The organism is Actinomadura rubrisoli, from assembly GCF_004349215.1.
Classification (GTDB): domain Bacteria; phylum Actinomycetota; class Actinomycetes; order Streptosporangiales; family Streptosporangiaceae; genus Spirillospora; species Spirillospora rubrisoli.
Genome location: NZ_SMKU01000387.1, coordinates 1 through 8,152 on the forward strand (window position 1 = coordinate 1; position 8,152 = coordinate 8,152).

The window sequence follows — 8,152 nt, forward strand, 5'->3', positions numbered from 1 at the left end:
GGTCAGGGGCGGGCAGGTCCAGGTCGAGGCGGAGGCGGTCGGCGCCGGTGAACAGCAGGCCGCGCAGCCCGGCGGCGCGGGCGCCCTCGACGTTCTCGGGGCGGTCGTCGACGAACACCACGTCCCGCGGCTGGGCGGCGAGGCACTGGCTGACGTGCCGGTAGATGCGGGGGTCGGGTTTGGCCAGCCGCAGGTCGGCACTGAAGAAGCGGTGCCGGAACATCCCGGCCCAGGGGCGCTGTTCGATGTGGCGGGCCATCTCCAGCGGCGCGTTGGACAGCAGCGCCAGCGGGACGCGGCGGGCCGCCAGCTCCTCCAGGATCGCGATGGTGCCGTGGTCGAGGTGGGACCACATCTCCAGGTCCAGGCCGACCAGGGTGTCCAGCAGGGCGGTCCCGGCGGTGCGGCCGAGGCGCCCGCACAGCTCGCCCCAGAACCCGGCGGCGTCCACGGTGCCCAGGTCGTAGGGGCCGCGCCCCTCCCAGTAGGCGGCCCAGAACCGGTCCGGGTCGGCGCCGAGCGCGCGCGGCAGGCGCGCCGCGGCGTCCTCGGGCGGCGTGCGGCAGACGACCTGGCCGTAGTCGACGACGACCCACTTCATGACGATCCCTTCCTGTGCGCTCCCCCGCATTTCTAACACGATCTACGTTAGATTGAACAGATGGAAAGTGCGGAAAGGGTGCTGGCGATCATCGAGCGTCTGCGGGCGGCGGAGCGGGTCACGGTCGCGGACCTGGCGGCGCAGACGGGCTGCTCGGAGATGACGATCCGGCGGGACCTGGACCAGCTCGCCGAGGACGGGGTGCTGCGGCGGGTGCGGGGCGGGGCGGTGAGCCTGCTGCTGCGCGGCGAGGCGACGCCGTTCGCGGTGCGGCTGCGCGAGTCGGCCGAGGCCAAGCGGCGGATCGCCGGGCGGGCCGGGGCGATGGTGGCCGACGGGGAGTCGGTCGTCCTGGACGGGGGGACCACGACGCTGGAGGTCGCGCGGGTCCTGGCGCGGCGCCGGCTGACGGTGGTGCCGCTGGATCTGCACGCGGCGAACGCGCTGAGCGGGGCGCCGCAGGTGACGCTGCTGGTGCCGGGCGGGCGGACCCTGCCGGGCTCGCTGTCGTTCACCGGCCACCTGGCCGAGACGTCGCTGCGGGCGCTGCGGGTGGACACGGTGGTGCTGGGGGTGTGCGGGCTGTCCCCGCGGCACGGGGTGACCGCGCACGACCTGGCGGAGGTGCCGGTGAAGCAGGCCGCGATCGCGGCGGCGCAGCGGGTGGTGGCGGTGTGCGACGGCGCCAAGTTCGGCCGGACGGGCCTGGGCCACGTCTGCCCGGTCACGGCCCTGGACGCGCTGGTCACCGACCGCACCGCCCCCGCCGCCGCGGTCGCCGAGATCGAGGCGGCGGGCGTCACCGTCCACCGCGTCTGACCTCCTGGTTCCTCAGGACCGCCCCCCTTGGCGGGGTGCTCCACCGCTCCCCCGCGCCGTCCCGGACGCGTGTTCCGGCGCCCCGACGAGCGCCGCGCCGTCCGGTGCCGCGCCGGGCGGCCCCGGGACCTCGGCCGGCCCCCGGAGCACCTGGCTGAGGACCGCCGGCCGCTGCCCCGGGGGCGGACCGCCCGTCCTCGATCACCCGACCGCGCCGGTTCGCGGCGGCCGTGCCCGTCCCGGCCATGTGGCCGAGTTCGCGGCGGCGGCCGCTGCGGGGCGGTCGGCCGGGCCCGGCGGCGGCCGCGCTGCGCCGCGCACGGTGGGCGCGATACCGGCCGGGACGGCGATAGGAAGGGTGGGGGATGGTCAGGCCGCCCGGGGGCGGCGGAGTCCGCCGTGCGCGTCTGACGAAGGCGACGTCAGGGCGCGGGACGGTGGTGCAGGTGAGGGGTGTGGCCGGTCTCCAGGCGGGAGCCGCGTCACGTGCGGTGGACGGCGAGGCCGGTGCGCCCGGGCGCGAGGCCGGGCCGCAGCACCAGGTCGGGGCCGTAGTCGCCGCCGAGCCCCGTCCGGTACGGGATGGGCGCGGCGGTGGGCAGGGCGCGCAGCCGCCGGTCCAGTTCGGCGGCGGACGCGGCGTGCTCGCCGGGGCCCGCGCGGTCGGCGCCGGTGACCACCAGCGGCGGCAGCACCCGCATCCCGGTGTACCACAGGGTGCCGTGCAGCAGCGGGAAAAGCACCTCCTCGGCGTCGCCGTGGACGCCGCGCGGGCCGAGGCCGGTGGGGCGGGCGCCGGCGGTGGTCACCACCAGGGCGCGGCGCCCGGCCAGGCCGCCGTCGCCGTAGCGCAGGGTGCGGCCGCGGGCGTCGGTCACCCCGAACGCGAAGCCCTGCACGAACACGCGGTCGAACCAGCCCTTGAGGATGGCGGGCATCCCGTGCCACCACAGCGGGAACTGCAGGACCAGGGCGTCCGACCAGGTGATCTTGTCCTGTTCGGCGCGGATGTCGGCGCTGAGGGCGCCGGTGGCGTGGGCGCGCTCGGACTCGGCGCCCACCAGCAGCCGCTCGCGCGGGTCGTGGCCGAAGTCGGCGGGGCCCACCAGCGGGTTCCAGCCCATCGCGTACAGGTCGGACTGGCGGACGTGGTGACCGAGCCCGCGCAGTGTCCGCACGCCGCGCTCGCGCAGGGCGCCGTTGAAGGAGCGCGGCTCGGGGTGGGCGAAGATCCATAGGACGTTCACGGGGTGTCTCCTTCCAGGCGTGTCAGGACGATCCTGCGCGGCGCGGCGCGGCGTCCGCGAGTGGCCGGTCGGCCAGCATGTGCAAGGATCGGGCCATGAGCGGGATCGCGGACGGCAACGGGCGGCACCGGGTGGCGGTGCTGGTGCGCGACGGCGTGCTGCCGATGGAGCTGGGGCTGGTCCACCAGCTGTTCGGGCGGGCACGGTCGGCGGGCGGCGCGCCGCTGTACGAGGTGGTGTCGTGCGCGCCGGCGCCGGGCGGCGTCCGCACCGACGCCGACTTCCAGGTCACGGTCGCGCGCGGCCTGGAGGCCCTGGACGAGGCGGGCACGGTGATCGTCCCGGCGTCGCACGAGGCCGACGAGAGCCGCCCGGGCGGCGGCCCGGTCCCGGCGGCGCTGGCGGCGGCCTCCTCGCGCGGCGCGCGGATCGCCTCGATCTGCACGGGCGCGTTCGTCCTGGCGGCGGCGGGGCTGCTGGAGGGGCGCCGGGCCACCACGCACTGGATGTCGTGCGGACGGTTCGCCGAGCTGTTCCCGGACGTGGAGCTGGACCCGGCCGTGCTCTACCTCGACGAGGGCGACGTGCTGACCTCGGCCGGGGAGGCCGCGGGCATCGACCTGTGCCTGCACATGATCCGCCGGGACCATGGCGCGGCGGTCGCGGCGGAGGTGGCGCGCCGCACGGTGGTGCCGCCGCACCGGGAGGGCGGCCAGGCCCAGTTCATCGCGCGCCCGGTGCCCGAGCCCGGATCGTCCTCGACGGGCGCGGCCCGGGCGTGGGCCCTGCGGCACCTGGACCGGCCGCTGACGCTGCGGGACCTGGCGGCACGCGAATCGATGAGCGTGCGGACCTTCACGCGCCGGTTCCGGGAGGAGGCCGGGGTGTCGCCCGCGGTGTGGCTGGCGCGGCGGCGGGTGGACCGGGCGCGGCAGCTGCTGGAGGAGACCGATCTGCCGGTGGACCGGGTCGCCGAGCGCGCGGGGTTCGGGACGGCCGCGTCGCTGCGGCAGCGGCTGCACGCCGAACTGGGAGTGTCCCCGTCGGCCTACCGGGCCACCTTCCGCGGCCCGCGCAGCGGCCCGGGCGCCGACCCGAACAGCAACGCGGGCAACGATCCAGGCACCCGAAACGGCCAGGCGCCCTGACCTGCCGCCCCAGCCCGGGTTCCGGGGCGCGCTGACCCTGGCGAGCCGGCGCGGGTCCCCGGAGCGGCGGGGCGGACGGCCGGGCGCGCTGGCCCTGGCGCCGCGGATCGAGGGCCGGGGCGGGGTGGTCAGGCGGGTTCGGGGTCGAGTTCGGTGGGTTCGGCGATGACGTCGACCATCGCGCCGTTGCGCAGGACGGTGATGGGCAGGGGGCGGCCGATGGCCTCGGCGAACATCAGGCGCTGCAGGGACTGGGCCTGGCTGACGGGGGCGCCGGCGGCGGTCAGGACCAGGTCGCCGGGGCGCAGCCCGGCGCGGTCGGCGGGGCTGGCGGGGATGACCTCGGCGACGCGCAGCGCGTCGTCCTGCCCGGTGCGGGCGCGCAGCGCGGCGGGGACCGGGACGGGCGCGGCGACCAGGCCGAGGAAGGCGCGGCGGACGCGGCCGTCGCGGATGAGGGCGCCGATGATGCGGCGGGTGGTGGCGTTGATGGGGACGGCGAGGCCGAGGCCGATGCCGGCGACGGCGGTGTTGACGCCGACGACGCGGCCGTGGGCGTCGGCGAGGGCGCCGCCGGAGTTGCCGGGGTTGAGGGCGGCGTCGGTCTGGATGACGTCCTCGATGACGCGGACGGCGTTGCCGCTGCGGGTGGGCAGGGACCGTCCGAGGGCCGACACCACGCCGGCGGTGACCGACCCGGCCAGGCCCAGGGGGTTGCCGACGGCGACGACGAGCTGCCCGACGACCAGGCGGTCGCTGTCGCCGAGGGTGACCGGGCCCGGGACCCGGCCGTCGGCGCGGACGACGGCCAGGTCCGACAGGCGGTCGGCGCCGACCACGGTGAACCCGGTGGTGGTGCCGTCGGCGAACGCGGCCTGCCCGGCGGTGGCGGCGCCGACGACGTGGGCGTTGGTGAGCAGGAATCCGTCGCCGGTGAAGGCGAAGGCCGATCCGGCGCCCTCGCGGCCGCGGTGGCGCACGCGCAGGGCGGCGACCCGGGGGGTCAGCTCGCGGGCGACGGCGGACACCGCGCGGGAGTAGGCGTCCAGGGGCGGGTCGGTGTCATGGGGTTCGGGGATCATCGCACCTCCCGATGATTACATGGTTACACGGCAACGCCGGAAGGTGAAGAAGTGTTCCCCCGGGTGTCGCTAAAGGGGGCCGTCGCGCAGGACGTCGTGGCGCACGATGCCGTAGAGCACCGCGTCGCGGAAACGGCCGTCGCGGAACCCGTAGCCGCGCATCACGCCCTCGCGGGTGAACCCGGCCTTCTCCAGCGCGCGCTGTTCGGCGATGTTGTCGACCTCGGTCTCGGCCTGGACGCGGTTGGCCTGGGTGTGGGCGAACAGGTAGGACACCAGGAGCCGCTGGGCGCGGGTACCGGCGCCGCGTCCGCGGGCCTCGGGCAGCAGGGCGACGCCGATGCTCCAGCAGGACGTGCGGGGGCCGGTGGCGACGGTGCGGTAGGACACATAGCCCAGCGGCTCGGCGCCCCGGACGACCATGAGGTCGCCCTGCTCCTCGCCGAGCAGGCCCGTCTCGCTCCAGCGCCGCCGGACGCCGCCCGGATCGTTCCATCCGGCCCACACGAACGGCCCGGCCGCCTCGGGCTGGAAATGCAGGCGCTCGATGACCGCCAGGTCGTCCTCGGCGACGGGGCGCAGCTCTATCTGATCGGCCTTCACGGTGGATCACCGTAGGGCCTGCCGCGCCCCGGATGCCAACAGCGCGTCCCCGCCGGCTGCTCGGTGGGACAGGGCGCCGTCGACCGGCCGGTGACGTAGGCGGCGCGGTGCGACAGCAGGAAGACGGCGGCGTCGGCGACCTCCCCGGCGGTGCCTTGGCGGCGCATGGGACCAGGTGCGCGGCACGGTCGCGGTCGGCGTTGTCGGCGGACGCGGCGCGTCCCATAACGCTGTCGTTGAGGCCGGGCGCGACGACGTTGGTGCGGACGGGGCCGGGGGCGTCGCTGGGACGCGTCCCAGCGCCGACGACCAGGATGCGGCGTCCCGGCGGCCGACCGCCGGGGGCGGGACGACCGGGCATGGCCGACGCCCTCGCCGGGCTCGCGCGGCGGGGGCGCGCGGGTCGCTAGGGTCGGGGGCATGGAGGTTCTGCCGGGGGCGCCCGCGGAACCGGTGGTGGTGGAGCGCGCCGCGGGAGCGGGCGGCGAGCTGGTGCTGCGGCGGGCGGGCGCGGACTACGAGATCATCAGCAACGGGGTGTTCCTGATGGACACCCGCAACGGCGAGTCCGAGCGGCTGCTGGTGCGCGCCGCCGTGGAGGGCCTGGCGTCCCCCGCGCGGGTGCTGATCGGCGGGCTCGGCGTCGGGTTCTCGCTGGCCGAGGCGCTGCGCCTGCCGCAGGTCGCGCAGGTCACCGTGGTGGAACGCGAGCCCGCCGTGATCGCCTGGCACGCGGGCGCGCTGTGCCCCTGGTCGCGCGGCGGGCTGGACGACCCGCGGGTCAGCGTGGAGCGCGCCGACCTGCTCGACGTCGTCGCCGGCCCCGCCGCCGGCACCTTCGACGCGCTGTGCCTGGACATCGACAACGGCCCCCACTGGACGGTGACGCCCGGCAACGCCCGCCTGTACGGCGCGGACGGCCTGGACCTGCTGGCCCGGCGGCTCACGGCGCGCGGCACGCTGGCGGTGTGGAGCGCGGGCGCCGCGCCGGGGTTCGAGGAGCTGCTGCGACGCCGGTTCGCGCGCGTGCAGGCGCGCGCGGTGCCCGTCCCGCGCGGCGAGCCCGACGTGGTGTACCTGGCCCGCGAGCCCCTCCCGGACGGCCCCGCCTCCGCGCCGTCCACCGAGGACGGCTGACCGCCCGGCCGCGGACGGTATCGCGCGGGCGGCAAGGCCGGGTCCGACAAAGCGGGCCGGGCCGTTTCTGTGGGCCCGCGGTGTCCATTCCGGATGGGCGGTTCGCTAGGTTTCGGCCTGACGACACCTAATCTTGGAGGATCAGTGGCCACTGCTCACGCCGCCCGGCGGCGCCCCGCCGTCCTGGGCGACCTGCTGCCCGGCTCCCTGGCCCGCGACGCCGCGCTCGTCGCGGGCGCCGCCGCCCTCGTCGGCGCCGCCGCGCAGATCGCGGTCCCGCTGCCCGGCACCCCGGTGCCGGTGTCGGGGCAGACGTTCGCGGTACTGCTGGCGGGCGCCGCACTCGGCTGGGGCCGCGCGGGCCTGGGCATGGCGGTGTACCTGCTGGCCGGGATGGCGGGCATGCCGTGGTTCGTGGACGGGGCGTCCGGGACGGGCGCGCCCACCCTGGGCTATGTGATCGGGTTCGTGGTCGCGGCGGCCGCGGTGGGACGGCTGGCCGAGCGCGGCGGCGACCGCACCCCGGCGCGCACGGTCGGCACGATGCTGGCCGGGACGGCGATCATGTACGCGGCGGGCGTCCCCTACCTGATGGCGTCGCTGCACGTGGGCCTCGGCCGCGCGCTGGACCTCGGGGTCACGCCGTTCCTGGCGGGCGACGCGCTGAAGGTGCTGCTGGCGGCGGGCCTGCTGCCTGCGGCGTGGAAGCTGACCGGCGCGTCCCGCGACCGCTGACCCCCAGCGGCGGCCCCGGGCGGCCGCCGCCCCGAAGCCAGGGCCGGCCCCGCGCGCATGGCCCGGCCCCCGCGCGCATGGCCGGGGAACGAGCGCCGCCTAAACGGAGCGATGACTCGGGCCCGGCCCCGCGCGCGCATGGCCCGGCCCGAAGCGGGCATGCTCGGCAGGCGAGCCGAAAGGCCGGGCGCGCGAGCGGGAGCGGCGGGCGCCGAGGCGATGTGGCGCACACCTCACCGCACACGGCCGCCCCGCCTGTTTGAACGGGTTCAACTCTCCCGTACAGTGGCTTGCGTGAAGCTCGCCGTGACCGCACCGGACCGCCTGTCCGTCCGCACCGTCGAGGTCCCCGACCCCGGCGACCTCATCTCGCGACTTCCGCACCCCGCCGCGCTGGCGTGGGTCCGGCACGGCGAGGGCATCGTCGGCTGGGGCGAGGCCGCCCGCGTCCCCCTCCCCGGCGGCGAGGACCGCTTCGCCGCCGCCGCACGACTGCTGGACGAACTGTTCGGCGCCGCCGACATCGACGACCCCGTCGGCGTCCCCGGATCCGGCCCCGTCGCGTTCGGCGGCTTCGGATTCGACCCCAAATCACCCGACTCCGTCCTGATCGTCCCACGCAAGGTCCTCGGACGCCGCGGCGGCCGCGCCTGGCTCACCACCATCGACACCGATGAGTTCGTGGCCGGCGCGCTGCGGTCCGGCGCGGCCGGGTTCGTGCTGAAGGACACCGACCCCGAACACCTGGCCCACCTGGTACGCACCCTCGCCGCAGGCGGG

General features: G+C 76.9%; 9 protein-coding genes and 1 pseudogene. 5 read left to right on the forward strand and 5 right to left on the reverse strand.

The features are described from left to right. A partial coding sequence (locus E1298_RS40420) for an HAD family hydrolase (protein WP_131902672.1) occupies nt 1–631 on the reverse strand: 631 nt, incomplete at its 3' end. 30 nt (nt 632–661) lie between these two features. On the opposite strand from E1298_RS40420, the gene E1298_RS40425 reads away from it, so the two are divergent. After that, nucleotides 662–1,420: a DeoR/GlpR family DNA-binding transcription regulator gene (locus E1298_RS40425; protein ID WP_131902673.1), complete on the forward strand. Its 759-nt coding sequence runs from the start codon at nt 662–664 to the stop codon at nt 1,418–1,420. Nucleotides 1,421–1,902: 482 nt separating this feature from the next. Here E1298_RS40425 and E1298_RS40430 read toward each other — a convergent pair whose 3' ends face one another. Then, nucleotides 1,903–2,667, reverse strand: coding sequence for an NAD(P)H-dependent oxidoreductase (locus E1298_RS40430; protein ID WP_131902674.1), 765 nt, complete (start codon nt 2,665–2,667; stop codon nt 1,903–1,905). Between the two features lie 95 nt (nt 2,668–2,762). On the opposite strand from E1298_RS40430, the gene E1298_RS40435 reads away from it, so the two are divergent. After that, entirely contained in the window at nt 2,763–3,815 is a 1,053-nt protein-coding gene (locus E1298_RS40435) for a GlxA family transcriptional regulator (RefSeq protein ID WP_243726131.1), read from the forward strand. 128 nt (nt 3,816–3,943) lie between these two features. On the opposite strand, the gene E1298_RS40440 is transcribed toward E1298_RS40435, so the two are convergent. The 3 genes from E1298_RS40440 to E1298_RS48815 all read right to left on the reverse strand — a co-directional run bounded on the left by E1298_RS40440 (nt 3,944) and on the right by E1298_RS48815 (nt 5,667). Beyond that, nucleotides 3,944–4,897, reverse strand: a complete 954-nt coding sequence (locus E1298_RS40440; protein ID WP_131902676.1) for a S1C family serine protease — start codon at nt 4,895–4,897, stop codon at nt 3,944–3,946. Nucleotides 4,898–4,966: 69 nt separating this feature from the next. Beyond that, nucleotides 4,967–5,500 (reverse strand): GNAT family N-acetyltransferase, encoded by a 534-nt coding sequence (locus E1298_RS40445; RefSeq protein ID WP_131902677.1) that lies wholly within the window; start codon nt 5,498–5,500, stop codon nt 4,967–4,969. Next, complete coding sequence (locus E1298_RS48815; RefSeq protein ID WP_165975895.1) at nt 5,497–5,667, reverse strand: SDR family oxidoreductase; 171 nt, start codon at nt 5,665–5,667, stop codon at nt 5,497–5,499. The genes E1298_RS40445 and E1298_RS48815 overlap by 4 nt, the downstream gene beginning before the upstream one ends. A gap of 253 nt (nt 5,668–5,920) precedes the next feature. Between E1298_RS48815 and E1298_RS40450 the strand changes: the two genes are divergently transcribed. From E1298_RS40450 to E1298_RS49860, 3 genes and pseudogenes are all read left to right on the forward strand, one after another. Further along, nucleotides 5,921–6,637: a spermidine synthase gene (locus E1298_RS40450; protein WP_131902678.1), complete on the forward strand. Its 717-nt coding sequence runs from the start codon at nt 5,921–5,923 to the stop codon at nt 6,635–6,637. Between the two features lie 144 nt (nt 6,638–6,781). After that, entirely contained in the window at nt 6,782–7,372 is a 591-nt protein-coding gene (locus E1298_RS40455) for a biotin transporter BioY (RefSeq protein WP_207945129.1), read from the forward strand. 294 nt (nt 7,373–7,666) lie between these two features. Then, nucleotides 7,667–8,152, forward strand: a pseudogene (locus tag E1298_RS49860) (response regulator transcription factor); the annotation flags it as partial.

What these genes read in the sequence shown, in the direction of transcription:
- E1298_RS40425 (WP_131902673.1), top strand. Translation starts at nt 662, where the DNA reads ATGGAAAGTGCGGAAAGGGTGCTGGCGATCATCGAGCGTCTGCGGGCG.
- E1298_RS48815 (WP_165975895.1), bottom strand. Translation starts at nt 5,667, where the DNA reads ATGCGCCGCCAAGGCACCGCCGGGGAGGTCGCCGACGCCGCCGTCTTC.
- E1298_RS40435 (WP_243726131.1), top strand. Translation starts at nt 2,763, where the DNA reads ATGAGCGGGATCGCGGACGGCAACGGGCGGCACCGGGTGGCGGTGCTG.
- E1298_RS40450 (WP_131902678.1), top strand. Translation starts at nt 5,921, where the DNA reads ATGGAGGTTCTGCCGGGGGCGCCCGCGGAACCGGTGGTGGTGGAGCGC.
- E1298_RS40440 (WP_131902676.1), bottom strand. Translation starts at nt 4,897, where the DNA reads ATGATCCCCGAACCCCATGACACCGACCCGCCCCTGGACGCCTACTCC.